The 25,937-nt window shown below is 60.9% G+C and carries 19 protein-coding genes; 11 read left to right on the forward strand and 8 right to left on the reverse strand.

Features of this window, described 5'->3' with window-relative positions; all coding sequences use genetic code 11:
• The 3 genes from AC0VX3_RS16790 to AC0VX3_RS16800 all read left to right on the forward strand — a co-directional run bounded on the left by AC0VX3_RS16790 (window position 1) and on the right by AC0VX3_RS16800 (window position 6,655).
• Window positions 1-4,347, forward strand: a complete 4,347-nt coding sequence (locus tag AC0VX3_RS16790) for a translocation/assembly module TamB domain-containing protein (RefSeq protein ID WP_475521471.1) — start codon at window positions 1-3, stop codon at window positions 4,345-4,347.
• Between the two features lie 263 nt (window positions 4,348-4,610).
• Window positions 4,611-4,964 carry a helix-turn-helix domain-containing protein gene (locus AC0VX3_RS16795; protein ID WP_475521472.1) on the forward strand — a complete coding sequence of 118 codons (354 nt, stop codon included), beginning with the start codon at window positions 4,611-4,613 and terminating at the stop codon, window positions 4,962-4,964.
• A 233-nt stretch (window positions 4,965-5,197) separates the two neighbouring features.
• Window positions 5,198-6,655, forward strand: coding sequence for an NAD-dependent succinate-semialdehyde dehydrogenase (locus AC0VX3_RS16800; RefSeq protein ID WP_342895862.1), 1,458 nt, complete (start codon window positions 5,198-5,200; stop codon window positions 6,653-6,655).
• Between the two features lie 99 nt (window positions 6,656-6,754).
• Here AC0VX3_RS16800 and AC0VX3_RS16805 read toward each other — a convergent pair whose 3' ends face one another.
• From AC0VX3_RS16805 to AC0VX3_RS16815, 3 genes are all read right to left on the reverse strand, one after another.
• The gene (locus tag AC0VX3_RS16805) at window positions 6,755-9,499 is read right to left on the reverse strand and encodes an EAL domain-containing protein (protein ID WP_475521473.1); all 2,745 of its coding nucleotides are present in this window, start codon (window positions 9,497-9,499) and stop codon (window positions 6,755-6,757) included.
• 103 nt (window positions 9,500-9,602) lie between these two features.
• The gene (locus tag AC0VX3_RS16810; RefSeq protein WP_475521474.1) at window positions 9,603-10,814 is read right to left on the reverse strand and encodes a FecR domain-containing protein; all 1,212 of its coding nucleotides are present in this window, start codon (window positions 10,812-10,814) and stop codon (window positions 9,603-9,605) included.
• Window positions 10,815-11,259: 445 nt separating this feature from the next.
• Window positions 11,260-11,979 (reverse strand): glycerophosphodiester phosphodiesterase family protein, encoded by a 720-nt coding sequence (locus AC0VX3_RS16815; RefSeq protein WP_475521475.1) that lies wholly within the window; start codon window positions 11,977-11,979, stop codon window positions 11,260-11,262.
• Window positions 11,980-12,403: 424 nt separating this feature from the next.
• On the opposite strand from AC0VX3_RS16815, the gene AC0VX3_RS16820 reads away from it, so the two are divergent.
• From AC0VX3_RS16820 to AC0VX3_RS16840, 5 genes are all read left to right on the forward strand, one after another.
• Entirely contained in the window at window positions 12,404-12,988 is a 585-nt protein-coding gene (locus tag AC0VX3_RS16820) for a YceI family protein (protein ID WP_475521476.1), read from the forward strand.
• 57 nt (window positions 12,989-13,045) lie between these two features.
• The gene (locus tag AC0VX3_RS16825; protein WP_348143048.1) at window positions 13,046-13,630 is read left to right on the forward strand and encodes a cytochrome b; all 585 of its coding nucleotides are present in this window, start codon (window positions 13,046-13,048) and stop codon (window positions 13,628-13,630) included.
• 24 nt (window positions 13,631-13,654) lie between these two features.
• Complete coding sequence (locus AC0VX3_RS16830; protein ID WP_475521477.1) at window positions 13,655-14,212, forward strand: YceI family protein; 558 nt, start codon at window positions 13,655-13,657, stop codon at window positions 14,210-14,212.
• Window positions 14,213-14,359: 147 nt separating this feature from the next.
• Window positions 14,360-15,997, forward strand: a complete 1,638-nt coding sequence (locus AC0VX3_RS16835) for a fumarate hydratase (RefSeq protein ID WP_342894352.1) — start codon at window positions 14,360-14,362, stop codon at window positions 15,995-15,997.
• A gap of 397 nt (window positions 15,998-16,394) precedes the next feature.
• Entirely contained in the window at window positions 16,395-16,988 is a 594-nt protein-coding gene (locus AC0VX3_RS16840; RefSeq protein ID WP_475521478.1) for a L,D-transpeptidase, read from the forward strand.
• 66 nt (window positions 16,989-17,054) lie between these two features.
• On the opposite strand, the gene AC0VX3_RS16845 is transcribed toward AC0VX3_RS16840, so the two are convergent.
• The 3 genes from AC0VX3_RS16845 to AC0VX3_RS16855 form a co-directional block, all read right to left on the reverse strand.
• Window positions 17,055-17,774, reverse strand: a complete 720-nt coding sequence (locus tag AC0VX3_RS16845) for a DNA helicase (protein ID WP_475521479.1) — start codon at window positions 17,772-17,774, stop codon at window positions 17,055-17,057.
• A gap of 186 nt (window positions 17,775-17,960) precedes the next feature.
• Window positions 17,961-18,329, reverse strand: a complete 369-nt coding sequence (locus AC0VX3_RS16850) for a gamma-butyrobetaine hydroxylase family protein (RefSeq protein WP_348143062.1) — start codon at window positions 18,327-18,329, stop codon at window positions 17,961-17,963.
• 76 nt (window positions 18,330-18,405) lie between these two features.
• Complete coding sequence (locus AC0VX3_RS16855) at window positions 18,406-19,842, reverse strand: cryptochrome/photolyase family protein (protein ID WP_475521480.1); 1,437 nt, start codon at window positions 19,840-19,842, stop codon at window positions 18,406-18,408.
• A gap of 333 nt (window positions 19,843-20,175) precedes the next feature.
• Here AC0VX3_RS16855 and moaA point away from each other — a divergent pair, with 333 nt between their 5' ends.
• A complete protein-coding gene (gene moaA / locus AC0VX3_RS16860; RefSeq protein ID WP_475525195.1) occupies window positions 20,176-21,171 on the forward strand; it encodes a GTP 3',8-cyclase MoaA in 996 nt (331 codons plus the stop codon).
• Between the two features lie 36 nt (window positions 21,172-21,207).
• Here moaA and AC0VX3_RS16865 read toward each other — a convergent pair whose 3' ends face one another.
• Together AC0VX3_RS16865 and AC0VX3_RS16870 are read right to left on the reverse strand one after the other, a co-directional pair.
• Window positions 21,208-22,446, reverse strand: a complete 1,239-nt coding sequence (locus tag AC0VX3_RS16865) for a multidrug effflux MFS transporter (protein ID WP_475521481.1) — start codon at window positions 22,444-22,446, stop codon at window positions 21,208-21,210.
• Between the two features lie 510 nt (window positions 22,447-22,956).
• Complete coding sequence (locus AC0VX3_RS16870; RefSeq protein WP_475521482.1) at window positions 22,957-24,096, reverse strand: Mrp/NBP35 family ATP-binding protein; 1,140 nt, start codon at window positions 24,094-24,096, stop codon at window positions 22,957-22,959.
• 388 nt (window positions 24,097-24,484) lie between these two features.
• Between AC0VX3_RS16870 and AC0VX3_RS16875 the strand changes: the two genes are divergently transcribed.
• Window positions 24,485-25,180: an SDR family oxidoreductase gene (locus tag AC0VX3_RS16875; protein ID WP_475521483.1), complete on the forward strand. Its 696-nt coding sequence runs from the start codon at window positions 24,485-24,487 to the stop codon at window positions 25,178-25,180.
• A gap of 286 nt (window positions 25,181-25,466) precedes the next feature.
• The gene (locus AC0VX3_RS16880) at window positions 25,467-25,925 is read left to right on the forward strand and encodes a BLUF domain-containing protein (RefSeq protein ID WP_475521484.1); all 459 of its coding nucleotides are present in this window, start codon (window positions 25,467-25,469) and stop codon (window positions 25,923-25,925) included.
• Window positions 25,926-25,937: the final 12 nt, after the last annotated feature.

Genomic DNA, 25,937 nt, shown 5'->3' on the forward strand with positions numbered 1-25,937 from the left:
ATGCGTTTTATCAATCTCACCTTGCGGATCTTCGGATTCCTGATCGCCCTCGCGGTCGCCTTGCCTGTGTTGCTGATCGCGGTGCTGCAGGTTCCCTCGGGACGTGCCATGATATCGGGCATGGTCAGTTCGCTGGTTTCCACACCGGATCGGCAGATTGTCCTGGACGGCCTTTATGTCGGCTTCGGATTGAACGCAGCCGTCAGCCGTGTCGAAATAGCCGACCGGACAGGCGTCTGGCTGACGGCGGAAGGCATTGAAGCCGTCTGGCGCCCGGCACGCCTGATGTCAGGCGACATCGACGTTACGTCCATTTCCGCCGGCCAGATCGACCTGCAAAGGGCGCCCGCGCCGCAACCGGACGCCGACACCGCGTCTCAGCAGGACGCCGGCGACTCCGACGGCTGGCCCCTGCCCTTCGACGTGAGAGTGCAACAACTGACCCTTGAGGAGATCAATCTCGGCGAAGCCCTTCTCGGCGCGCCGATTTCCCTGACCGCGTCCGGCTCGGGTTCCTTTGCTCTGGACCCGGCCTTGATCAGTGCGGATCTCGATGTCGGACGAATCGACGGTGTCGAGGCCGGGCTTTCGGCGAAAGCGCAATTTCAGCCGGCTGCGGAAGAACTGATGTTCGACATCGACATCTCCGAACCCCGCGGCGGACTGGCCGCCCGGTTGCTGGAGGTGCCGGACTTGCCAGCTCTCGAACTGACCCTGAAAGGGGACGGCCCGTTGACGGACTGGGCCGCCGAACTGTCACTCGCGCTCGACGGGCGGACCACCGTGACCGGATCGGCGCAGATCATGGAGACCGCTTCCGGGCGCCATCTGACTTTCGACCTGGATGGCGATCTCGCCACTCTGGCACCGCCGGCGGCACAGGCATTTGTGCTCGGAACCACCAATGCCTCCGGCTCGGCGCGGTTCTCGCACGATTTCGAGCCAAACTCGGCGGATGTGTCGCTCAGGACCCGAACGGTGTCACTGGACGCACGCGCGGACCTCGCGGACAACGCCGCGAACGTCAGCGCCGACCTGTCCGTCAGCGCCGGTGACGGGGCACTGATCGGCCTGGATATCGGTGAGAGGCGGATTGCCTTCGGAACGCTTGACAGCAAGATCTCGGTCTCGGGCAAGCAGGACGCCGCCGACTGGAGCGCGCGTGTCGATCTGGCGTCGTTTCAGACAAGGGAGCTGCGCACGGAAGCCGTCAGTCTGACCGTGTCCGGCGAGGACGCCGACGTGTCGCCTTCAGCAATGACCTCGCCTTTCGCCCTGAAGCTCGACATCGGCCATCTGGAGGGCCTGGTGCCGGAAACCGCGGCCCTGACCGGCCCGGTGACGCTTGAGGGCAACGGCGATCTCGATGCGGCCTCGGAAAACCTGCACTTCCGGGAACTTGCCCTGACGAGTGAAGCGGTGAATCTGACCCTCACCGAGTCGACACTGTCACCGGCGCGGGTCGACGGACAGGGCCACATTGCGGTGAGCGACCTGGCGAAATTTTCTGTTCTGGCCGGGCGCGATCTGGGCGGCAGCGTCACCGGGACCCTATCGGCCGACCTGGACCCGGAAGATCTGAGCGGATCCGTGACCGCGGCTTTGATCACCCGGGATCTGGCGACCGGCAGTGCTCAGGCTGACGCACTCCTGACAGGTGAAACCCGCGTCGATGCCACGGCGGCCCTCGCGGGGCCCAATGACATCTCGCTGACCAGCCTCGCCCTCGACAACGAACAGCTGGCAGTCAAGGGCAATGGCCGGTATCGGGATGAGGGTCTGACCTCCGATCTGACAGCACAACTCCAGGATCTCGCGAAGGTCGATCCGCGACTGTCCGGAAGCCTCGCTCTTGAGGCCAGCACCGCCGGACCATTGTCCGCGCTGGACGTGAAGGCCGAAGCCGCGTCGAAGAAAATCCTTCTTGCCGGTACGCCGCTCGACAATCTTGAGCTGTCGGCGCAAGCCACGGCGGACCTTGCCGCACCCACGGCCAGAATAGAAGGCACTGCCGCATTGAATGGCCAGCCGCTTGCTGTCGATGTGGAACTGACCAGCAAGGATGGCGGCGCCGAGATCAATCCTCTTTCGGTCCGGCTGGCCGGCAACAGCGTTTCGGGTACGCTTGCCTTTGCAGATCTTGAGAATCCCGTCGAGACACTGATGGGCAATCTGAAGATCGATGCGCCCGACCTTGGCTCGCTCTCCCCGCTTCTGTTGACCGAGATAAGCGGACGCATCGAAGGCACGGCCTCGGCCGACCCGGACAACAAGCGCCTGGCGCTGAACATCACCGGCGCCGATATCAACCTGCCTTCCCTCAGCGTCGGCGGCCTCAAACTCAAGGCGGATCTGACGGCTCCCTATGCTCCCGAAAGCGTCTCCGCCGATGTTGAAATCACCGACCTTCTGACAGATGCAACACCGATCCACAGCGTTACCCTTCAGGCCAGGCCCGACAATGGCGGCACCTCGATAGACGGAGACATGCAACTGGATGGCGACGGCAAGGACGGTTTGTCCCTGATGGCTCAAGTCAGCGAGCCTGAAAGCGGCAGCTATCTTGTGAACCTGGCGGAACTGGCCATGCGCTACCAGGGCGTGTCCAGCCGGTTGATCGACCCGACGACAATTTCCTACGCGCAAGGTGTCGCCACCATTGAACCGCTGGAGCTGCAATTCGGGGACGGGTCGCTCGCGCTTGCCGGAAAGGCCGGCGAGACGCTCGACCTGACCGCCGAACTGAAATCGGTGCCGCTCAACCTGGCCAATGCCTTCGTGCCGTCGCTCGGGCTCGGCGGCACGCTCAGCGGCAAGGCCTCCGCCACGGGCAGTGCCTCCGATCCGCAAGCAGACTGGACCATTACCGGGTCGGACCTGACGGCAGCCGAGTTGCGAAACAACGGGCTTGCCGCGCTCGGACTGTCGTCATCGGGCACCTTGAGGAACAACCAGATTTCCCAGACCACCGGGATCAGCGATCCCAATGGCCTGAACCTGTCGTCCACCGGCACTGTCGGTCTGGCTCAGCCCAACGCCCTGTCGCTGACCCTGAGCGGTACGGTGCCCGCCGCCGTCCTGCGGCGGCCCCTGCTGAACGCCGGAATCCGGGCTGATGGCGCGGTCGCGCTCGACGGCACCGTCGGCGGCACGGCAACATCACCTGTCTACGAGATCACGGCGACGCCTGACGGGTTGAAGGTCACCAGCCTGTCAACGGGTCTCACGGTGCAGAACATCCGGGGGACGGCAACCGTTGATCAGAACCAGGCATCAATCAACGGCATCACGGGCGACCTGGCCACGGGCGGCTCTCTGGCCGCGTCCGGAACCGTCGGCGTGACGGGCGATTTCCCTGCAAACCTTGCCCTCAAGCTCGACAAGGGCCGCTACATCGATCCCGGATTGGTGAGCGCCGAAGTCGATGCCGATCTGAAAGTGTCGGGCCCATTGGCCTCCACGTCTTCAGCCGCGCTGATCGACGGAAAGATCACGATCAACAAGGCGGATGTCTCCATACCGGAATATCTGCCGGGCGCGATCCCGCCGGTCGACGTGCACCATGTCAACGCCTCGGCGGCCATCCGCCAGCAGGTTGCGGAACTCGGCGGCGAGAGTGGCCGGGCGCAGACCCAGCAAAAGTCGGTTCCGCCGCGGCTGGACATACTGCTCTCGGCACCCGGCCAGATCTTCGTCCGGGGACGCGGCCTTGACGCCGAACTTCAGGGAAATCTGAAAATTGTCGGAACGACGGCCTCCCCTCAGGCAATCGGTGCCTTCAGCCTCAGGCGCGGCCAACTGGATATCCTGACGCGCCGGCTCGTGTTCTCTCGCGGCAACGCCACCTTCGAAGGGTCGCTGACGCCCATCCTGGATTTCGCGGCCACGACATCGGTCGGCGACACGACAATCACCGTGACGGTGAGCGGTGAGGCGGACGATCCCCAGATTGCGTTCTCGTCCTCTCCGGACCTGCCCCAGGACGAAGTGCTCGCCCTGCTTCTGTTCGGCAAGAATGTCGGCAATCTGTCGGCGACACAGGTGGCGCGGCTGGCCGCGGCCATTGCCACGCTGACCGGCGGCAGCGACAGTGGACCACTGGCCTCGATCCGAAAATCTCTCGGCCTCGATGCGATCGATATCAATACGGAAGGCGACGACGGGCCTTCGGTCGCGGTCGGAAAATACATCAACGACAATATCTATGTCGGTGTGGAACAGGGAACCGGCTCGGGATCCAGCCGGGTCAAGGTCGATATCGACCTTGACCGCGGCCTGAAGGTGCGCGGCGAAGTCGGCGCGGACGGGTCCTCGAAAGCCGGCATCTTCTTTGAGCGCGAATACTGATTTCGGCGTTGAACGCCGGCCGACCCGCTTGCGGCAGTCCGGTTCCTGATCACACCGACTTCGTATTTTTGACAGGCACCGCGCTGGAACGCGGCCTGTCCGGGCCCTATTGCGACAAATTCCGCTCGGGCTGTTGCGGTCTCCTTGCGTGCCATGCGAATGTGCGGCCCATGACCAAATCCTACACAAGAAACACTCCGTCTCACCCGGAGACGACTGTTTATCTGGCGGCGGAGACAGCCGAAGATGACGGGGGGGAATTGATGTCCACGAGCAGCAGCGACTACACTCTCGGCGAGCGGATCTGCAAGGCGCGGGACGTCTCCGGCCTGTCAACCGCACAGCTTGCACGCCGCCTCGGTATCAAGACCTCAACGCTTCAAAGCTGGGAAAGCGACCGCTCCGAACCCCGGTCGAACAAGCTGGTTCTGCTGGCCGGCATTCTCAATGTGAGCCCGACCTGGCTGCTCGTCGGTCGCGGAACGCCGCCGGCTTCGGATCTGCCGGCGGTGTCGGATCTCGACAGCATGCGTGTCGCTCTGGACCGTGTGCAGCGCCAGGCCCAGGCGCTCGCGGACGAAATCGCGACCTTGCAGGAGCGCCTTGACGGAGCGTGATGCTTCCCGCCTCCGCGCTGTCTGCTCATGGCCCACGTATCTCCCGATTGACGAGGCTGCCGCTTCCGGCGGCGGCCCGCCGGGGCGCCGTGGGCAGTTCCGGATGAATGAAGACGGAACAATCACGCGCTGCCAGGGCGAAAAGCCCTTGTCAGAGCGTTCCCGCCGTCCTTATCACTATCAGACCAGTCCCTCCCTCGGTGCGGGCGCATCCACGGTACAGGAAACTCCTCATGTCAGTGAATCCCTCGTTGTTGCAGCAAAAGGTGTTTATCGGCGGCGTCTGGCAGGATGCCGACAGCGGCCAGACGATCGGCGTCACCAATCCGGCCACCGGTGAAACCATCGGAACGGTTCCCTATTGCGGCCGCCCGGAAACGGCCCGAGCGATCGCGGCGGCTGAGACTGCGTTCGCCGGCTGGAAGGCGCTCACCGCCGAGGCGCGCGCGAACCACATGCATGCCCTGTGCGACGCCATCATGGACCACCTGGACGACCTAGCCGTGCTCCTGACCACGGAAATGGGTAAACCGGTGGCGGAAGCGAAAGGGGAGATTTCGCTCGGCGTGAAATACATCCGTTTCTTTGCAGAAGAAGGAAAGCGGATTTACGGCGACACCATCCCCTCCCCCTGGGCCGACCGCCGCATTCTGGTGACCAAGGAACCTGTCGGCGTTGCCGGTTCGATCACGCCCTGGAACTTTCCCAATTCCATGATCGCCCGCAAACTCGGAGCCGCCCTCGCCTCTGGATGCACCATGGTGATGAAGCCCGCCGAATTCACGCCGTTTTCGGCTCTTGTCTACGGAGTGATGGCCGAAAAATCCGGCCTTCCCGCCGGCGTCATCAACATCATCACCGGCGATGCTCCCGCAATCGGCGAGGAGATGTGTGAAAATCCGGCGCTGCGCAAACTCACCTTCACCGGGTCGACACGCGTCGGCAAGCTGCTGGCCGCGAATGCCGGCAGGAACATGAAGAAGATTTCGATGGAACTGGGCGGAAACGCTCCTTTCATCGTCTTTGACGATGCCGATCTTGATCGCGCCGTTGACGGCGCCATTGCCAGCAAGTTCCGCAATTCCGGCCAGACCTGTGTCTGCGCCAACCGGTTCTACGTCCAGGCCGGGGTCTATGATGCCTTCGCCGACAAGCTGAAAGCGGCGATGGCCGATCAGCTCAAGGTTGGCAGCGGACTGGAGACCGGTGTGACCCAGGGGCCGTTGATCAACGAAGCCGCGGTCGACAAGGTTGCCGATCACGTCAAGGACGCCCTGTCCAAGGGTGGCGAGCTGGTCTCCGGCGGCGCACGTCCGCAGGGTCCGGGAACCTTTTACGAACCAACCCTGATCAAGGGCGCGACTGCGGAAATGAAAGTTGCGCACGAGGAGACATTCGGCCCGCTCGCAGCCCTGTTCAGGTTCGAAACCGAGGATGAGGCGGTCCGGCTCGCCAATGACACCGAGTACGGCCTTGCCTGTTATTTTTATACGCAGGACCTTGGACGGACGTACCGTGTCATGGAACGGCTGCAATACGGTCTTGTCGGCGTCAACGAAGGCGTTATCACCACCGAAGTCGCGCCGTTCGGCGGCGTCAAGGACAGCGGCCTGGGCAACGAAGGGTCCAAATACGGCCTGGACGACTATCTCAACGTCAAATACAGCTGCATCGGCGGCCTCGGACTGTAAGACGGAAAATCAGAAAGGCACTGACTCAGCTTCGATCCATTAAACCGGTGGCCAAACAAAGCCGCCGGAGGGATCAATGCCGGTCCGTCTTCTGCAATGTCAGGCAGCATTCGCGAGATGCGCCGACAGGCTCGATGCGCTCATGGGGCGACCGAACAGATAGCCCTGGCCTATCTGGCATCCGAGTTGCCTGAGCTTGTCTGCCTGTTCGGCAGTCTCGATGCCTTCCACGACGACCGACATGTCGTATCCGTTCGCCAGGTGCAGCACCGCCTCGATGACGGTGATATCCTGTCTGTTGGATATCGACTGGCGGACGAAGGACTTGTCGAGTTTGATCTTGGAGAAAGAGTATTTCGGGATGTAGCCGAGCGATGAATAACCGGTTCCGAAATCGTCAAGCGAGAAACTGCAACCGAGAGCCTTCAGTTCCTGCATGCGGAATTCCAGATCCAGATCGTCGTCGATGAACAGCGATTCTGTTATTTCAAGATCCAGACGCGCAGAGGGAAATCCGGTTCGTTCAAATGCCTCCTTCACGGTCGCGACCAGGTTGCCCCGGCTGAACTGAACCGCGGAAATATTGACGGACAGTCTGAGCGGAGACGGCCAGGAAAGCGCTTCCTTCATCCCCCGGTTCAATGCCCATGCACCCAGTTCGACGATATAGCCGTTTTCTTCCGCGATCGGCACGAACTCCATAGGCGATATAGGACCGAGCTCGCGATGGTGCCACCTCATCAGGGCTTCCGCGCCGATAACAGAATTGTCGGACAAATCCACCAGTGGTTGATAGGCCAGGTGGATCTCGTCACGGCCGATTGCCTTGAAGAGTTCGGTCTCAAGCAGACGCCTGCGTTGGAGTTGCTCATCAAGCTCGGGCCGGAATGCCAGCGTTTGTGACTGGCTGTCGCGGCGAACCCGCGCCAGGGCATTGCCGGACTTTCTCAGAAGATCCTCCGCCGACGCGGAATTGTCGGAAACGACGAAACCGAAGTTCAACTGCACCGAGATCCGGGCGCCCTCGATATTGTAGTCTTCTGCGACAACCTGTTTCACCGTTTCGATCACGCCGAATTCCAGGTCGGGTTGCCAGTCCAGCACACACGCGAAGACGTCTGCCGAGATCGCGGCCCAATGTGCCTTTTGTGCAGGATGATTTTTCAGGCGAACCGCAATCGCGCGCCGGAGTTGGTCACCATAGGAAAATCCCAAGGACGCAATGATCTGATCGAGATTGATGATCGCGAACTGTATTACGCACAAATCCTGACCGGTTGCCTGCGCAGACACGATAACCTGCTCGAGTTTTTCCTCAAAGCCATTGCGGTTTTCCAAACCGGTGACGGCATCGTACCGGGCAAGGTAGGACAGGCGTTCAACAGATTCGCGTTCAAGGGTCACATCCCTGCAAGTGAGGCAGGCGACTGCTTGCGTCCTGACCTTTTTCGAACGCGCCGAATTCGCGATTGTTCGTTCCGACCGGGTGACGACATATTCGATAAACCGGCGTTTGCCGTCGATTTGCGCTGCCTCGATGATACTGGGAACCGGTTTTCCTGCCGGCGGAGCGGCCAGCACAGCAAGCGCTTCCTCCACAAGTTCGGCAGGGAGAACCTGCCGGGCATTTCTGCCGACAAGATCGTCGCATTGAAACAGGGTCCTGGCCGTCTGGTTCGCAGCCGAAACCAGACCGCCGGATTTGACGACAATGATCCCGTCGAAGCTGTCATCGAACACGAGACCCAGCATGCGCTCGCTGTTTCGCTGTCGAATGGTCGCGATATGCGACAGGAGCTTGTGGAGACCGAGTTCCCTGAACACGACGCTGGCCGCAGCCATCAGCAGCACGAAATGGGCGCTCGCTGTCGGCACAATCACCGGGAAAGACTTCTGCAGGGAAATGGCGACAAGTTCCAGCGCGACTGCGCACAACGCAAGAATCGCGGTCTTGACGGCCCAGCCTTCGACATTGGTCAGAAGAAGAAGAAGAACGAAAACCGCGAGCGCCGCGGCGAACGCAATCCATTCTCCGCTTTTTTCCAGAGCCCGTCCCTGCAACAGGGTTTCAGCCCCCAGCGCCTGAATCATGCTGCCCGGAAGGATTTCATGTACCGGCACTGGAAACAGGTCCCGGAGTTCCTGCGCGCTCGCTCCCACGATCACCTTCCTTTCGAAGAAAACGCCAGGTGGTGTCTTGCCCTGCAAAACGTCGACCAGGGAAATGCGCTCCAGCCGGCCGACGGCAATGCTGTAGTCGAGCCAGAATGTGCCGGCGGTGCTGCCCGTATGTTCTCCCAGCAAGGCTGCTGCGGACAACTCGGCCGTGCCGTCAATCTCGAACCCGTAGAGATTGCGCCAGATTCGACTGTCCTTTTCCATGGGCACCATGACCACGACCGGCCACGTGACGTTCATGAGTTCGTCGATCGGCTGATTGGTCACTTCCCCGGTTTCGAAACCGGCCGTGGCCGATTGACGAAAAACCGCGAGACTGACAGTGCCGGCGCGTTCGAATGCCTCCGCCAGAAGTGCATCGTCCTCCGGATTGGAGATGGCGCTGAAGTCCACGTCAAAGACGATGTCGCGGGCGCCGGCTGCGGAGAGCTTGTCCGTCAGGTCCGCGAACAGCCTACGGGGCAGCGGCCAGACGCCAAGTTGCTCCAGGCTCCTTGCGTCAATTTCGACAAGCACGATTTCGCCGGTTACCGGCCGTTCATCGGCCAGAAACCGGGCCTCGAGAAGAAACCTGTCCAACGCGGCGCCGAAACCGGCAAAACGCACCATTGCTGTGGCCGCAATCACGATGACTACGATCAGGACTGCGTTCAGGACACGTCTCACCTGTGCTCCCCGCAACACCTACACACCCTCTGCCCGATTTGAGTATTGAACAGCACCGTTCAGAACGTCCCCTCAGTTCGCCGGCGGCACGCGCTGGCCGTCATCACTCGCCGCCGTTGCCGTTGCCGTTGCCGCCGGAGTTGCCGTTGCCGTTGCCACCGGAGTTGCCGTTGCCGTTGCCACCGGAATTGCCGTTGCCGTTGCCACCGGAATTGCCGTTGCCATTGCCGCCGGAGTTGCCGTTGCCGTTGCCGCCGGAATTGCCATTGCCATTGCCGCCGGAATTGCCGTTGCCGTTGCCGCCGGAGTTGCCGTTGCCATTGCCGCCGGAGTTGCCGTTGCCGTTGCCGCCGGAATTGCCGTTGCCATTGCCGCCGGAGTTGCCGTTGCCGTTGCCGCCGGAATTGCCGTTGCCATTGCCGCCGGAGTTGCCGTTGCCGTTGCCGCCGGAATTGCCGTTGCCGTTGCCGCCGGAGTTGCCGTTGCCGTTGCCACCGGAGTTGCCGCTGCCGTTGCCTCCGGAATTGCCGTTGCCGTTGCCGCCGGAATTGCCGTTGCCATTGCCACCGGAATTTCCGTTGCCGTTGCCGCCAGCGTTACTGTTGCCGCCGGAATTACTGTTGCTGTTGCTGCTGCCAAGAACGCTGCCGAGGACACCATTGCTTGAATTGCTCGTCGAGCTAGAAGCCGCATCACTGGCCGGCACATTCTGGACGGGCGGTGTTTCGAAGACCGGGGCACGTTTCTTGCCGGGGCGGACTGTCGGTTTCGTTCGACCGCCGACAGTCAATCCCACCTTGCGGGAAGGTGCGCTCGATGCGCTTTGCCCCGCGCCCAGATCGACCGTATCACCGGAGGCAAAGTCTGCCACGCCGACAACACCACGCTGAACGGATACGTCGCCTTTCCCGCCTCGCAAGCTCACCCTGAACCTGGTCCCTTTCACAACGGCCGCGAAATACGGCGTCTCGACGGAAAAATGCGGCCGGCGGCGCTTTTGCACGTCCACGTCGACGGTTCCCTTGCGTTGCAAGAGCGTGGTCGTGGTTCCAGGGCTTCGGTACTTCGAGAGTGCAAACGTGGTGTTCGGGCCCACGGCGATGGAATCGGTTCCGCGCACGATGAGCACTCTCGATCCCGATCGTGTTCCCAGAGTGTAGCCTTTGTGGAATACCATGCCCTTTTTTACCCGAAAGGCCGGAATATTCGGCGCGACAAAATAGGAGATCCCCGACACACGTTTGACCACCCATTCGCCGGCGGATGCCGCGTGCGCATCACAAACCTGGAGCGTCAGCAGAATACCAGCCAGCATCCCGGTCGTTCGAGCCAATCGAGAGAAACCTAATACGAAATGAACGATTTTTCTCTTTAACGTCACGCATGGAGACGTTGCTTTACTATGGTCCATCGTATGTCGCCTGTTAGATAACGGCGACAAATCTATCTGGTTGTTGTTTAATTTCGGGTGAAATTCATCGGCTAAAATCCGGTTTCTTCACCCGGCCCGATTTGCGATCAAAATCCATACGCAGTTTTCAATCCAACGTTTCCTGCATCTGGGTCAGCGAAGGCTTCTTGTTGAGGAAACCCTGCGTAATGCGCGCCCATGCAGATCACGCGATCCGGCCAAGCCCACAATGTGCCTTGCAGGCATATCCCGGTGCTTCGCAGCCACGTCCGGATTCAGTCGGCGTTGTCCCCGCCGCCACATCCGGAACATGGGCACAGGCAAGAACCGAACTCTGATTATTTGCAGGTCAGACGATGGCCAGAAGATCTTTTTCCACCGACCTGTATATTTCGACCTCGTCGATGTTCATCTGCTCGACACCACAGCGCACGGCCTTTTCGAACACCGCCCGGTCCTGTCCGGCATAGAACATCTGCGTGATCAGTCCCGCACGCCTGGCGGCGGCGACCGCATCAGGATCCAGGTTGTCTTCGTGGAATTCCAGAATATGGGCATCCTGGGCAACCGCACGGTCAACGGAACCGACATGCATGTAGAGCACCATGCGCCGAAGATCCGGCACCTTGGCCCTTGCCTCGGCGCGGATGGACTGGTCGAAGGAAAACGTCCAGGCGTCGCCGAGCATGCCGCGCACGGCCAGCATGTCGCGCACCTCGGCCGGATCGCCTTCCTTGATTTCCACATAGGTCGCGATGCGTCCCTTGCAGCTGTCCAGAAACACGTCGAAACGCGGCACACGCTCGCCTTCGAACGCGGCGCCGAACCAAGATCCGGCATCCAGCCGATCGATGTCGGCGGACGACAGGTCCGAGAACCTGCCTGTCCCGTTCGTTGTCCGGTCCACCGTGACATCATGCATGACATAAAGCACACCGTCCTTCGATGGCCGCACGTCCAGTTCGACAACACCGGCGCCAAGCTCGATGGCTTTCTCAAGGGATGCCAGAGTGTTCTCGGGAGCCATCTTGCTGGCGCCCCTGTGACAGACAATGACCGCTTGCTTCACGTTCAATACTCCTGTGTCTCCGGACCTATCATTCGGAGCTTACCGGGCTCCTTTGCAAGCCACAGTTGAAGGGAAAGTTATCCTTGCTTTGCCTGATCTTCTTGATGTCTTGATGACATCGCAACTTTCCACATGAATTCATGCGTTTAAATCCCGGGAAAACGGCGGTTCCGGCTGAAACAGGATCAGCAGCAAGCCAGTTTGCCGAGCGCGGCCTGATTCGTCCATGCATCCGGCAATCAAGACATTCAAAAGAAATGAAAATTCATACCGATAGCCTCTTCGATCAAAACCGGTCTGCCGGACCGACATTGTTCATCCAGTACGAACAGTCAGTCAAATAGCACTCCCCGCGAATTCGATTATCTAGGGGAAACGGCGTTCATGAAAGAACGCTCCGGACACCGCTACCAGAGGTTTGACAATGATCCGCATCGCAGCTTCCGCCTTCGCCCTGTCCCTGCTTGCCGGCACCGCCGTCGCAGAGCCTGTCGCGTTCGATTTCGACAAGTCCCACGCCAACCTGGCGTTTTCCTACAACCATCTCGGCTACTCCACCACCGATGGCCGCTTCGGCGAATGGGACGGCACCTTGCTTATCGACAAGGAAACACCGGCCGATTCCACCGTCGAGTTCACGATCGACGTGTCCAGCATCGACACGTTCTTCGCAGACAGGGACAAGCATTTCCTCAGCGCCGATTTCTTCAATGCGGAGGCCTTTCCCACAGCCGCGTTCAAGAGCACCAAGGTCGAGCAGGTCGGCGAGAACCAGCTTGAAGTGACCGGCGACCTGACCATCAAGGACATCACCAAACCTGCAACGCTCCAGGTGACCGTCACGACCTTCGGCGAACATCCCATGGCCAAGAAGGAAGCCGCCGGCTTCGCGATTTCCACCGTTATCAAACGATCCGACTACGGAATGGACATGTATGTGCCATATGTCGGCGATGAAGTGACCGTGACCTTCCACGCCGAAACGTTGAAGGCCGACGCGACCAACTGATCCTGACCAAAGCGGAGGCCTTTGCTCGCGGCCTCCGTCCCATCCATGGAGCCGTCAATGCTGCGCAACACCAAATCGGGATACGGCCTCGTGGCAATCCTGTTTCACTGGACGATGGCCGTGCTGATCCTCGGCATGCTGACACTGGGGCTCTACATGCGCGGTCTGCCGCTCACCGAGCCGGCCACGTTTCAGCTCTTCCAGTTGCACAAGTCCATCGGTTTCGTGGTTCTCACCCTTGCCGGCCTGCGGTTGCTCTGGCGGCTGTTCAACCCGACCCCGAAGCTTCCCGCCGGCATGCATCCCCTGGAGAGGATCGGTGCGCACCTGGGACATATCGGCCTCTATGCCATGATTTTCGCGCTGCCTCTGACCGGCTGGCTGATGGTCTCCGCGTCGCCCTGGGGCATCCCGACGGTTCTTTTCAACGTTCTGCCGGTCCCGCATCTGCCCGTGCCCGCCTCCCTTGGAAGCCAGGAGCAGGCAGAAGCCCTTTTCAAGAACCTTCACGAATATGGCGCCTACCTGCTGATCGCGCTGATCGTCGTCCACGCGGCCGCTGCGTTCAAGCACCATCTGATCGCCCGGGACGACACGCTGAAACGGATGATTTCAACCGGACCCGCCAAGGCGGATTTCTAACAGATCGATTCAGGAAAACCCGACATGCTTTTGAAAAACACTCTCCCTGCCCTTGTGATGATGTCGTTTGCTTGGTCGGCGACACCAGCTGCCGCGGATGTCTGGACGGTCGATGCGGACCAGAGCCGGCTGGGCTTCGAGGTCAAGCAGGGCACGGGCACGGTGAAGGGTTTCTTTGCCACGTGGCAGGCCAGGATCGATTTCGACCCGGCCGCCCCTGAAACGGCCGCGATTACGGCAACCATCCGTCCCGCGAGTGCTTCAACGGGCAATCCCCAGTTCGATGGCACGCTGCCGGCAAAGGACTGGTTCGACGTGAACGCCTTTCCGGAAGCCGAGTTCACAGCCAATAGTGCCACACTGGTGGAAGGCAACAGCTATCGCGCGAGCGGAACCCTGACGGTCAAGGGCGTGTCCCAACCGGTCGATCTCGACTTCTCACTGGAAATCGACGGCGACACTGCAAGGGCCAGGGGCACTGCCACCGTCAATCGTCTCGCCTACAAGCTCGGTTCCGGTGTCGGAACGGACACGGTGGGCGATGCGGTGACGGTGACGCTGGATCTGTCCGCTTCGCGGTAATGCGATATCTTTCCTGCGTGAGACCATTTGATCAGGCCGCGCCCCTTGGCGCTCGCGGCCTTTTTACCGTATGAGTTCCTCACCAGAATGTTCCAGCGCTTTTCGACCCCGATGTCCGGAAAGCAGCCAGATCAGGAAAGCCGTCCCATGAACGCTCCCGTCACGCCCCCCGACTACCACCACAGCGCCCTGTTTCCGCAAGGCGCGGACCAGACCCCGTACCGCAAGCTGACCTCCGACTTCGTCAAGACGGCAGAGTTCAACGGCGAAGAAGTGTTGATGGTCGAGCCGGAAGGATTGCGCCTGCTTGCCGAGGAAGCCTTCAAGGACATCAACCACTATCTGCGTCCGGGACATCTGGAGCAGCTGAAGAAAATCCTCGACGATCCCGAAGCCACCGAAAACGACAAGTTCGTCGCCTTCGACCTCCTGAAAAACGCGAATATTTCCTCCCATGGCGTGTTGCCCATGTGCCAGGACACCGGCACTGCGATCATCATGGGCAAGAAGGGCCGCCGCGTGTGGACCGACGGCTCGGACGAGGCCGCCCTCGGTGAAGGCGCGCGCGATGCCTATTACAAGAAGAACCTGCGCTACTCCCAGCTCGCGCCGATTTCCATGTTCGAGGAAGCCAACACCAAGAGCAACATGCCGGCGCAGATCGAACTCTACGCGGACGGCGAAGATGCCTACAAGTTCCTGTTCATGGCCAAGGGCGGCGGCTCTGCCAACAAGACCTTCCTGTTTCAGGGCACGCCCTCGCTGCTGACCCATGACCGCATGATCGATTTCCTGAAGGAAAAGATCCTGACGCTCGGCACCGCCGCCTGCCCGCCCTACCATCTGGCGATTGTCATCGGCGGAACGTCGGCGGAGATGAACCTGAAGACGGCAAAGCTCGCCTCGGCGCGCTATCTCGACGGATTGCCGACGGCAGGTTCCGAACTCGGCCACGCCTTCCGCGACCTTGAGATGGAGGAGGAGATTCTCAAGCTGACCCAGGCCACCGGCGTCGGTGCCCAGTTCGGCGGCAAGTATTTCTGCCACGATGTGCGCGTCATCCGGCTGCCGCGGCACGGCGCGTCGCTGCCGATCGGCCTCGCCGTGTCCTGTTCCGCGGACCGTCAGGCCGTCGGCAAGATCACGAAAGACGGCGTGTTCCTGGAACAGCTGGAAATGCATCCGGAAAAATATCTTCCCGAAGTCACCGACGAACACCTGTCCGACACCGTGGTCAAGATCGACCTGACCCGGCCGATGTCCGAAATCCTGGGAGAACTGACCCGGCACCCGATCAAGACCCGCCTGTCCCTCACAGGTCCGCTGATCGTCGCCCGTGACCTGGCGCATTCGAAATTGCGCGACCGGCTGGAGAGCGGCGCGCCCCTGCCCGACTATTTCAAGAACCATCCGATCTATTACGCCGGCCCCGCCAAGACCCCCGAAGGCATGCCGTCGGGTTCGTTCGGCCCGACCACGGCCGGCCGGATGGATGCCTATGTGGACCAGTTCCAGGCCGCCGGCGGCTCGATGGTGATGCTGGCCAAGGGCAATCGGTCCGCCCAGGTCCGCAGGGCCTGCCAGGCACATGGCGGCTTTTACCTCGGCTCCATCGGCGGTCCCGCAGCGCGACTTGCACAGGACTGCATCAAGAAGGTCGAGGTGGTCGAGTTCGAGGAACTCGGCATGGAAGCCATCTGGAAAATCGAGGTCGAGGATTTCCCTGCCTTCATCGTCGTCGACGACAAGGGCAATGATTTCTTCAAGGAACTGAACCTGGGATAGGCCAGTCTCCGGCACTGGAGTTCCCGACCCGCTCCGGCCCGATACCGGGTGCGCGTATCCTCAGATACTGCCCGGAACCGGGTCGGAGTCAGGGGCGAATCGGATTTGTCCCTGGTCCGGCCGCGTGCCGGAGAGGAAAAAGGCGGGTTCGGCGCCTTCGGAGAGACAATTACAGCAACCTGAGCGTGAGTCACCCACCTCTTCAAGCACTAAGCGAGCAAAACGTTGCAAATTCAGCACATTCGAACACTCCGGGGCCTGCTCACATCAACGTGAAATTCCTTTTGCGAACGATCTGGGACATGTTTATTAACAGTGCGGCAAGGACATTTTCGTAACGTCACTCCTGTGACTGGCACCCGTGGGGCAGTGGACCCGGTGCGAATGGGGGATTAGAATGAACAAGATTTTCTTCATCGTGGTGGCTTTAGTCGTGAGCGCGTTCGCGCTGACGGCTCAGGCAGCTCCGCGATACGGCTTTTTCGATCACAGCACGAACACCTGGGTAACGCCGAAGTATCATCCTGGCGGCCCGTCTCCGGTCAAGCGCAAGCGCGTCAAGTATGACGGTCCGTACAAGCCGGGCACTCTCGTCATCGACACGTCCGAGCGCCGCCTCTATCACATTCTGCCAAACGGCAAGGCGATGAGATACGGCGTCGGCGTCGGCAAGGAAGGTTTCCAGTGGGCCGGTACGCACCGCATCACGCGCAAGGCGGAATGGCCGGGCTGGACACCGCCGCCGCAGATGCGTGTGCGCGAGCGCCGCAAGGGCCGTATCCTGCCGGCACATATGCCGGGCGGTCCGAACAACCCGATGGGCGCCCGCGCGCTTTATATCGGCTCCACCCTTTACCGCATCCATGGAACAACCGAACCGTGGACAATCGGTTCGGCCGTTTCCTCCGGCTGTATCCGTCTTGCCAACAAGGACGTTATTCATCTTTACAACAACGTCGCAGTTGGCTCGAGGGTCGTCGTCAAGCGCTGACGCGATTGATAATCTGACGAAAAGCCGGGCTTCGTGTCCGGCTTTTCGAGTTTATAGCCGTTGGGATCAGCCTGGAGCGTTTGGAACCATGGCAAGTTCCCCGCCGTGAAGGAAACATCCGCCGGTGAAGACCGACAGGTCCACCGGATTTGCAATCCTGACGTCGGAAAAATCCGGGAGCGGTTTGACCTGCGGGTCAAAGGTCCTGCAGACCTGCGACAGGAAGACGAACGCGAGGCCGCGCGCACAGGCAAACTGCTTGAGTTCCTTTACCTGCCGCTCCAGCGGCGGTTCGTGACGGCGCTGGTCCATGACCTGAAGATAGTCGATCACCGCGACCGTACCGGACCGGGCCTGCGCAAGCTCAGTCATGATGTGCCGCGCACAGAGGCTGTCGGCGAGATCAACATGCGGCCCGTGGGAGCCCGGCGTGGCGTCGAACCCGCTTTCGACCAGCTTGTCGCGCACGTCCCGTTCCGTGCACTCCGAGGAAAAGAACACCGATGCGCGGCCCGCAGCCGGTGCTTCCGCGGCAATCTCCAGGCCGAGGACCGTTTTTCCGTGCCCGGGCCTGGCAGCAAGCACCAGCAGATCACCCGGCAAAAGGCGATCCAGAAGCACACGTGCCGGTCCGCGCGGGCGCCAGGTCCGCGCCAGATGGCTCCAGCTATCGAAGCCTTCAGCGGAGGCGGTCTCATCGAGGGCCCGGTGGAGCGGCATCCTGTTTTGCCGTGCCAGTTGCCGCGCCCGGCGTTTCAATCGGTGGATCGAGATTGTCAATTTCATGTGCGACCTCCATGCCACGTGCGAATGACGCAATCCCTCCTTATGCGAACGCACGGTCCGGAAGCATGAAAAAACTGCCCTGCAGGTCGGCTGCTGCTCCAGGTGGAGGGGGAAGGCGCGGGTCAAGCCGCGTGCAGGATAGCTGATTCTGAATGCGCGGCGCCACAAGCGCTTCCGGGCCTGAATTCAGCGGTCCCGGCTCAGGCCCTTCTGCTCAAGTTCACCGAGATATCCATCCCAATGGGTTTGCCTGTCCCTGCCGAGTTCAAGAAAGTAGGTCCAGGAAAAGATCCCGGAATTGTGCATGTCGTCGAAATGGATCCGGACGGCGTAGTTGCCCACCGGTTCGATTTTCATGATCTCCACCTGCCGCTTGCCTGGCACGGTCTGTTTCTGCGAAGGCGCGTGACCCTTGACTTCCGCCGACGGCGAGCAGACCCGCAGATATTCCGCGGAAAGGTCGTGTCGTTCCCCCGAATCGAACGCAACGGACAGCACTCGCCTGTCCTTTGAAACGCGCAGTTCGGTCGGCCAGGGCGCGGTCTTGTCGGTCATCGGCAGATCCTTTCAGGCACACCGGGCGATTGCACCCCGGCGGAAGACGCGGACGATACCGCGCCACCGGCCGTCGTCAAGCCGCGTTTTGTCCCGCCGCCCTGACCGCTTCGTAGCCTTCAAGGGCGGCCTGGCGGGCACGCGCATGATCGACAACCGGCTTCGGATAGGTTTGCCCCAGAACCACGCCGGCCGCCTTCAGGGCTTCTTTCGGCGCCTGGAAGGGCGCATGGAGGTAGCGGGTCTCCAGATCGGTCAGTTCCGGTACCCAGCGCCTGACATAATCTCCCTCGGGGTCGAACTTTTCTCCCTGGGTGATGGGGTTGAAGATCCGGAAATACGGTGCCGCATCGGCCCCGGACCCCGCGACCCACTGCCAGCCCGCGGAATTGTTGGCAAGATCCGCATCGAGCAGCGTGTCGCGGAACCAGCTTTCGCCGTGATGCCAGTGGAGACGCAGATGCTTGACCAGAAAGCTTGCCGCAACCATGCGCACCCGGTTGTGCATATAGCCTGTGTGCCAGAGTTCGCGCATGCCTGCATCGACGATGGGATACCCTGTCAGGCCTTTCTGCCAGCGCACCAGATCCTCTGGCGCCTCCCGCCAGGGATAGGCGTCGAAGGTCCGGCGCCAGTTTTCCGAGGGCAGCGCGGGATAGTGGAACAGCAGGTGGTGGGAGAATTCGCGCCAGCCGATCTCGGACAGAAATTTCATGCCGTCCTTTGTTTCCGCTCCGTCCGCGGCGATGCGCTGCTGCGTCGCCTGCCAGATCTGGCGCGGTGAAATATCGCCGAAGTGGAGATGCGGCGACAATCTGGAGACACTGTCCAGATCAGGACGGTTGCGCAATGTCCCATAGTCCTTCAGCCCTCCCTCCAGGAACTCCGCCAGCCGCCTTGTCGCCCCGGCCTCTCCCGGTGTCCAGAGGTCTTCCCACCCCGCCGCCCAATTCGGTCTGCCGGGCAGAAGGTCAAGGTTTTCCAGTTCCTCACCACCGTCACAGACGACCGGTTCGAGGGCTTCGGGGACAGGCAGCGGCGCCGGCACATCACGGTCCAGGGCCGCCTTCCAGAAGGGCGAATAGACCTTGTAGGGACCACCGGTTTTCGTTTCCAGTTCCCAGGGCTCAAACAGCAAGGAAGCCTTGAAGCTTCTGGCTTCAACCCCCTCATCCGTCAGCGCCGTCTTGAGGTCCGTGTCGCGTTCGATGGCGTGGGGTTCATAGCAGCGGTTCCAGTAAACCGCGCGGATTCCGCAGTCCCGGACCAGTTCCGGGATGAGGTGGCGGGCGCTGCCGCGCAACAGAACGAGTTCCGGCAGAACCTGTTTCAATGCAGCCAGACTGTGGTGCAGCCACCAGCGGCTGGCGCCCCCCATCGGGTGGGTGTCCCCCGCGTGTTCCGCTGGTTCCAGAATGAAGACCGGTAGAACCGCTCCTTTTCTGGCAGCTTCGAACAGCGCCGGATTGTCCTGAATGCGCAGGTCCTGACGGAACCAGACCAGTGTTGACATGATGCCCCTTGCTTTTGTTGCAACTGCAATACGCCGCTGGCGGGAAACGGATCAATCCGGCCTGCGTTCCGCCCACTTATTTCCGCGTTGTGCGATCATGCCGCGGCTCATTTGTATCGATTTTGCAACCTGTTACCGTAGAGCGGGCGTTTTAGGTCCGGTTTCGATTGATCTTGGACCGATCGGCGCCATATGATCGGGACACAAGAAAACGCGTAGGGAGAGCGCAACGTGTCTGAAGGCAAGATCCTGGTGCCGAACCCAAAGTCAGTGGAACCGGCGGCGAAGGAACTGGCGGCAGCCGGTACATCCGCCACGCCTGTTTCCCCGGGTGTGCCCATGATCGATCCGTTCGGACGCGCAGTCAGCTATCTGCGCGTTTCGGTGACCGACCGCTGCGACTTCCGCTGTGTCTATTGCATGGCCGAGGACATGACTTTCCTTCCCAAGCGGGAAGTTCTGAGCCTTGAAGAACTTGATCGCCTGTGTACCGCCTTCATCGACAAGGGTGTGCGCAAGCTGCGCCTGACCGGCGGCGAGCCGCTGGTGCGCAAGAACATCATGAGCCTTATCCGCAGTCTCGGCCGCCATCTGGACAGCGGTGCGCTCGAGGAACTGACGCTGACCACCAATGGATCGCAACTCGCCAGATTTGCAACCGAATTGCGCGACTGCGGTGTCCGCCGGATCAATGTTTCCATCGACACGCTCGATCCGCAGAAATTCAAGACGGTTACCCGCTGGGGAGATCTCGGCAAGGTCATGGACGGCATCCGTGCCGCGACCGAAGCCGGACTGAAGATCAAGGTCAACATGGTCGCGCTCAAGGACGTCAACGAGGACGAGATCGTGCCCATGCTGAAATGGTGCCATGAACACGGTCACGATCTCACCTTGATCGAAACCATGCCACTTGGTGAAATCGACGGCGACCGCACGGACCAGTACCTGCCGCTATCCACCGTGCGAGCGCGCCTTGCCGAGCGTTTCACGCTGACGGACATTCCCTACAAGACCGGCGGCCCGGCGCGCTACGTAACAATCGAGGAAACCGGCGGGCGGCTCGGTCTCATCACGCCAATGACCCACAATTTCTGCGAAAGCTGCAACCGGGTCCGCGTCACCTGCACCGGCCAGCTCTACATGTGCCTGGGCCAGGACGACATGGCGGACCTGCGCGCGCCCTTGCGGGCGTCCGAAGGCAACGAACTTCTCAACAGCGCGATTGACGAAGCCATCGGCCGCAAACCCAAGGGCCATGATTTCGTGATCGAAAGAAACAGCAAGCAGCCGGCGGTCGCCCGCCACATGAGCGTGACCGGCGGCTGACGCAATCACCGGTGTTTTCGCGCGCGCTGTGTCGTCTTATTCCGCGGGAACAAATTTGGCTCGCGCCATATGTGTGCGAACGGTGAGTGCCGCGACGAGACTGAGGCTCATCCCGATCGCCATTACGATGATCATGCCCCAGGGCGTGCCGGCCAGAAAACTGTCGGCATAGAGCCAGGCGACCAGCGTGCCTGCGACCGCTCCCGTGCTGACCTGCAGGGAGGCCGTCAGGCCGGATGCGGCTCCGGTCAGTTCCGGACGGACACTGGCGGCGCCCGAGATCGCACTCGGCAGGCACACGCCATTGCCGAGCCCAAGCAGGAACATCGGCAGGAAAAGGCTCGGGGCGGTCAACGCTCCGAAATAGGCGAACCCGGTGATCAGCACGACACTCGCCATTCCGATCAAGGTGCCGCTCAGCATCATCCGGTACAATCCGACCCGTTCGGCGAACCGGCCGGAAATGTAATTTCCGGCAATGTATCCCAGTGCGACGAACATGAAATAGAAACCCATTTCCGCAGCACTCAGCGACAGCAGACCCGAGGCGATGAACGGCGCTCCACCGAGATAGGCGAAATAGGTGAGCGCGCTGAAAGCTGAGGTCAGGGCGTAGCTCCAGAACAAGGGTTCCGTCAAAAGAACCGCGTAGGACCGCAAGATCTGTCCAATTCCCACCGAGGAGCGTTTGTGATGTGTTTCCGGCAGGAAGTAGATGCTGGCCCACAGAACGCCGATCCCGAAGACCAGCATCAGCACAAATCCGCCCTGCCAGCCGTAGGCCTGGTCAAGCAGGCCACCGGCCGCAGGCGCGAGCGTCGGCATCACCGCCATGCCCATTGTGACATAGCCGATCATGCTGGCAGCCTGTTCGGGCCCTTGAAGATCCCGTATGATGGCACGCCCGAGCACCATGCCGGTGCAACTGCCCGCAGCCTGCAGCACCCGCGCTGCAATCAGGGTTTCGATGGTCGGCGCAACAAGGCACAGAACACTTCCCAGGACGAACAGCGACAGACCCGCGATGATCACGGGCCGACGCCCGAACTGGTCCGACAACGGCCCCCAGAAGAGTTGGGACACCGCGACCGCAACAAAGAAAGCGGACATCGTCAGCTGGATTTCACCCGCGGTTGCAGAAAACACGATCATCATGCCGGCAAGCGACGGCAAATAGATCTGCATCGCCAGCGGCCCCACCGTCGAGATCGCGACGAGAACCCCCAGGGATGGTTTGGCGTCATCACCACTTGATTGAGCGCGGCCGGAGATCATGCCGTGGAATGAGCCTCTACCGTTTTGAGGATTCAATTACCGAATTCGATTGCTCAGAATACACGGCACCCGTGATCCGGACGTGAAAAGCCCAATTGTTACAGACCCTCACGGGTTTTATCAATCTGAAAGTGCCGATTTCACCCTTGCTCGCATCAAGGGATTTTCCAGGAGATGCCTGCCGGAAAATCGACGCAGATTCAGGTCGACGCGACCGGCCTCTCCCCTGCTTCACCGGTGAGAAGCAGACCGAAATCCCCGAAGACTCAAGATTCCGCTAAGGCACTTTGAGCGGATTGCCTAGGATTGGCACTTATCGCGATTCAATGAAAAATGCGCAATTTTTGGTTGCAATCAAAGGCGGCCGAACACGCTGCTGCAGCGCATTTAAGCAGTTGGCATCAGACAGATGTCAAGCAAGCCGGTCCCGTGAAAACGGGGCGACCGCTCAGCCGCGCTCAGACCTCGGCCGTCAGCTCCGGACGGCCGAGGCAATTTCTGAAAAATGGCCTATTCGAACACGATGTCGGGTGCCGACCGGCCGGCAGCCGACTGTTCGGATTCGATCCCTGCCAGGACACTCGCCGCAATCGACTTGTAGATCCCCGCGACCTGACCTTCCGGATCGGAGACGACGATTGGTGTTCCCGCATCGGAGGTTTCCCTGATCTTCATCGCCAGGGGAACTTCGCCGAGAAACGGCACGTTGAGCCGTTCCGCCTCGGCGCGGGCCCCGCCATGCCCGAAGATATCGTGGCGGCCACCGCAATCGGGACACAGGAAGTAGCTCATGTTCTCGACGATGCCGAGCACGGGCACGTCGACGCGCTTGAACATGTTGAGCCCCTTGCGCGCATCGATCAGCGCCAGGTCCTGGGGGGTGGACACGATGACGGCGCCGGCGAGCGGCACCTGCTGCGCCATTGTCAACTGGGCATCACCGGTGCCCGGCGGCATGTCGACAACCAGAACATCCAGTTCGCCCCACGCCACTTCGCGCAGCATCTGTGTCAGCGCGGAAATGACCATGGGTCCGCGCCAGATCATGGGCGTCTCCTCCTCGACCATGAAGCCCATCGACATCACCTTGACGCCGTAGCCTTCCAGCGGCTTCAAGGTCCTGCCGGAAAGCGCTTCCGGACGGCCTGAAACGTTGAACAGGCGCGGAACGGAAGGGCCGTAGATATCGGCATCCAGTACGCCGACCTTCTTGCCGGAGGCGGCCATGGCAAGGGCAAGATTGGCGGTGGTGGTGGACTTGCCGACACCACCCTTGCCGGAGGCGACCGCGATGATATGGGTGATTCCCGGAACACCCGGTTTTGCCGGCGCCTTTTCTTCCGGAGCTGCGCGGGCGGGCGGCGGCGCCTTGGGAGCGGCATTGGGCCTGGCTCCGGGCGCACGCTCGGCCGTCAGCGCAACCATCGCCGTTTCGACACCGGGCACTTCCCGCACGACCTTCTCGGCGGCCTGGCGCAACGGCTCAAGTTCCTGGGCCCTTTCCGCGGGCACCGTGATGGAAAAAGCCACACGGCCGTCGGAGACAAAGACATCCGACACCAGTCCCAGGGAAACAATATCGCCCTCCAGATCGGGTCCCTTGATCTGTCCGAGCCGGTCCATGACCGCGTTCTTGATGGAGTCGTTCATAATTCCGCCCTGTTGAAATCGCCGGCCGCCGCCTCGTCACGCGCGATCATCGGCTTGTGCGAAATGTAAATCTCCGCATCGCCGCCGCAAGCTGCCAAACTGAAGCACATGCGATTTTCCATTTGAAGGCAGTCTTAGAAGTGATGCATGGCCGATACAAGCCCGCCGGCGGAAGCGCGGACCCGGCGCGGTCCTTTTCCCGGCCGAGAGCTCTCTTGTAACGCGCGTTGTGAAAGATCCGAAAATGCGCCGCATATTCTCCGCTTGCGCGCCTTGACGAGGGCCACTCCAACTCACATCATTTCTTGCCATTCATGAAACCGTGGACTGGTGGCCGGCACGATCTTCACCGGCTGTGTCCCGCCACTCAGAACATCAGGACCTGAACATGCCCGTCTGCCTCGTCACCGCTGCCAATCGCGGCATCGGACTTGAACTTGCGCGTGCTGCCCTTTCCAGGGGCTGGACTGTTTACGGATCGGTGCGAAGTGAAAACCTGGCAAGGGACACGGCGAAGCTCCTTGAAGCCGAGTTCCCGGAAGGAGATTTCCGGCCGCTGGTCTTCGATGTGACCGATCACGACGCCGTTCGCGCGGCCGCCGCACCGCTGCCCGGCCCGCTGGACCTGCTGATCAACAATGCGGGTATCATCGGTCCGAAGCGGCAAACACCGCTCGACATGGATTTCGACGGTTTCGCCGAAACACTGAGCGTCAACACGCTCGCGCCGCTGGCCGTGTCGCAGGCGTTTCTCGCGCCCCTGAAGCGGTCTGAAAACGGCCGCATCCTGACGGTGTCCAGCCAGATGTCCTGGATGGGCTACCGAAAACCGGACACGATCGCCTACCGCGCGTCGAAGGCCGCGATCAACAAGGTCATGCAAGGACTCGCAACCGAGCTTGAGCCTCAGAACATTCCGGTGGCACTGGTCGATCCGGGTTGGGTGCGCACGGATATGGGCGGACCGCAGGCAGACAATTCTCCGGTCGATGTCGCCGCCGGCATTCTGAAGATCGGCGAACGCCTCACACTTGCCGACACCGGCAAGTTCTTCAAGTGGTCGGGCGAGGAACGGCCCTTCTGAACGACCGCAGGGCTGATTCCGCCACCGGAGAATTTCCGTCTCAAAAAAGTCCGACTATTCAAGAGGCCACCTGCGATTCAAACGCCTTCTCCCCACAAAGATGAACCTTCGTAGTTTTACACAATTTTCTTGATACGCCGCCTGGGCGCTCAAGCACATGTTTCCGCAAATCTTGGCAACGGATGGGTAACCCTCATCGGTCTTCTTCCAATTTGATTCAAATTTTAAGCAAATGTGAGGAATTGGAGCGCAGGCTGGATTCATCGGCCAACGGATGGGACACGTCATGGAACTTTATCGAGCCTGCTACAGAAGCAAGATCAGATGGAACGAGATGCGTCTGCCCCTGCCCGATGAAATCGACAAGACACTGCTGCGAATTCGTCGCATCAACCGGAAGGCCGGCGTCACCGGGGCGCTGCTGCTTGTCGACCAGCACATCATCCAGATCCTGGAAGGACGCACCGGCCCGGTGCTCGAGACCGTGTATTGCGTGATGAACGATTCCCGTCTGCACGATATCGAGGGCATCATTCACGAACCGGCCGATTTCAGGCTGTTTCCGAATTCGCTGATGTTCTTCCGTGACCTGACCGACGGCGTGGCCGCTGCCGGAAACGAGCTTCTGCGGCCCTTGCTCGACCACCCGAACGACGTGACACGCGACGAAGCCTATCTCGCGTTCAGCCATTTCGCCAATGAACTGCAGCAAGGCCGCCTGACCAACGACATGCTCATGATCTGAGCCGCTGGCTCA

The sequence above is a fragment of the Roseibium sp. QJM3NY_11 genome (genome assembly GCF_056173175.1).

Coding starts and splice junctions, on each gene's coding strand:
- AC0VX3_RS16850 (WP_348143062.1), bottom strand. CDS start 18,329: ATGACCGACAAGACCGCGCCCTGGCCGACCGAACTGCGCGTTTCAAAG.
- AC0VX3_RS16790 (WP_475521471.1), top strand. CDS start 1: ATGCGTTTTATCAATCTCACCTTGCGGATCTTCGGATTCCTGATCGCC.
- AC0VX3_RS16855 (WP_475521480.1), bottom strand. CDS start 19,842: ATGTCAACACTGGTCTGGTTCCGTCAGGACCTGCGCATTCAGGACAAT.
- AC0VX3_RS16870 (WP_475521482.1), bottom strand. CDS start 24,096: ATGAACGACTCCATCAAGAACGCGGTCATGGACCGGCTCGGACAGATC.
- AC0VX3_RS16835 (WP_342894352.1), top strand. CDS start 14,360: ATGAACGCTCCCGTCACGCCCCCCGACTACCACCACAGCGCCCTGTTT.
- AC0VX3_RS16825 (WP_348143048.1), top strand. CDS start 13,046: ATGCTGCGCAACACCAAATCGGGATACGGCCTCGTGGCAATCCTGTTT.
- AC0VX3_RS16820 (WP_475521476.1), top strand. CDS start 12,404: ATGATCCGCATCGCAGCTTCCGCCTTCGCCCTGTCCCTGCTTGCCGGC.
- AC0VX3_RS16810 (WP_475521474.1), bottom strand. CDS start 10,814: ATGCTGGCTGGTATTCTGCTGACGCTCCAGGTTTGTGATGCGCACGCG.
- AC0VX3_RS16845 (WP_475521479.1), bottom strand. CDS start 17,774: ATGAAATTGACAATCTCGATCCACCGATTGAAACGCCGGGCGCGGCAA.
- AC0VX3_RS16800 (WP_342895862.1), top strand. CDS start 5,198: ATGTCAGTGAATCCCTCGTTGTTGCAGCAAAAGGTGTTTATCGGCGGC.
- AC0VX3_RS16830 (WP_475521477.1), top strand. CDS start 13,655: ATGCTTTTGAAAAACACTCTCCCTGCCCTTGTGATGATGTCGTTTGCT.
- AC0VX3_RS16865 (WP_475521481.1), bottom strand. CDS start 22,446: ATGATCTCCGGCCGCGCTCAATCAAGTGGTGATGACGCCAAACCATCC.
- AC0VX3_RS16795 (WP_475521472.1), top strand. CDS start 4,611: ATGTCCACGAGCAGCAGCGACTACACTCTCGGCGAGCGGATCTGCAAG.
- AC0VX3_RS16875 (WP_475521483.1), top strand. CDS start 24,485: ATGCCCGTCTGCCTCGTCACCGCTGCCAATCGCGGCATCGGACTTGAA.
- AC0VX3_RS16880 (WP_475521484.1), top strand. CDS start 25,467: ATGGAACTTTATCGAGCCTGCTACAGAAGCAAGATCAGATGGAACGAG.
- AC0VX3_RS16840 (WP_475521478.1), top strand. CDS start 16,395: ATGAACAAGATTTTCTTCATCGTGGTGGCTTTAGTCGTGAGCGCGTTC.